Here is a 974-nt window from a genome sequence, read left to right as displayed (position 1 = left end):
GATTGGAGCGTGCCCTACGCGTACTCCCGACTTCGAAATAATTGTTGACCGCAGCCCAGTATAGAACTATACTGGGCTTTCTATATTTCAGGAGCCGAAAATGACTGACGATCTGATTCTCTTCCACCGTGAAATCCTCCGCTGGATCGAAGATGGGTGTCCGGAGCACGCTAGCTTCATGGACCGTATGGGGCTGTGCCTCAATGCCGAAGTTTGGCTGTACGATCGCATGTCGGAACAGCCGGAGGCGTGGAAAAAGAGCCGCGAATTCCGTCAGGCGCTGATCAACCAGTTCGTGATCGCGGGGCTGCACGATACATATCCGTTCAATGAGTTCGTGCCGCCTGCCGGGAACGAAGATGATGCGTTGGCGGCGCGGGCTTTTCGCGAGTACTTGCACGAGGTCAAATACCGCAACCCGCGTCGGCTGAAGTGGATTCGCGACGTTGCGGCCCGGCCCTTGCGCGGAGAGCGTGCATGAAGTTCGAGGACTGGATGGAATCGTTGAGCATCAAGCTCAATGGGCGCGCTCTGAACCAACATGAGCAATGGCTGATGCAGCTCGCCTTCGAGATGGGTCAGTTGACGCGAATCAACGAAGTCCGGCACATCATCCAGAGCCTGAGAGAGCAGTACGCTGGTGATGTGGACTCGATTCACGTGAGTGAGGGGTTTTCGGAGATTGAGGCTCGAATCTTTGAACTTGTACAGGGAGAAACTGAAGATGTCTGAGTTGACGGATAGTGTAGTCGAGGGCTCGATGCAGGAAGTCACGTGGATCGAGATTGCGGATCGCGGTCTGCTGTACCGTATCAACAACGAGATCATGCACCCGCTTGGGCTTGCCGTGTTCTACGATCCGGCGACTGGTGTATCGGAGGGCGCATTCGTGGCTCCGGATGGCGCGTTCGCGTATGATGAGAAGACGGCGGCGCAACACGAATCCTTGGCACAGGCCAAGGCCGATGACTTCG

Annotated in this window: 3 protein-coding genes; all 3 read left to right on the top strand. The window is 56.1% G+C overall.

Annotated elements, in window-relative coordinates:
- The first annotated feature begins 100 nt into the window (after window positions 1-100).
- On the top strand, window positions 101-481 hold the full coding sequence (locus AC1RO3_RS07990) for a hypothetical protein (protein WP_281116314.1): 381 nt from the start codon (window positions 101-103) through the stop codon (window positions 479-481).
- Complete coding sequence (locus tag AC1RO3_RS07985; RefSeq protein WP_281116315.1) at window positions 478-732, top strand: hypothetical protein; 255 nt, start codon at window positions 478-480, stop codon at window positions 730-732. Before AC1RO3_RS07990 ends, AC1RO3_RS07985 begins: the two co-directional genes overlap by 4 nt.
- Window positions 725-974: DUF7415 domain-containing protein (locus AC1RO3_RS07980; RefSeq protein WP_481763928.1), on the top strand; the 250-nt coding region annotated here is incomplete at its 3' end. The genes AC1RO3_RS07985 and AC1RO3_RS07980, both read left to right, overlap by 8 nt.

This window comes from Dellaglioa sp. CoH-57-MRSF-19 (assembly GCF_056781975.1).
Note: the sequence above shows the minus strand (reverse complement) of the source record. Positions and strands in the feature narration are given on the sequence as shown.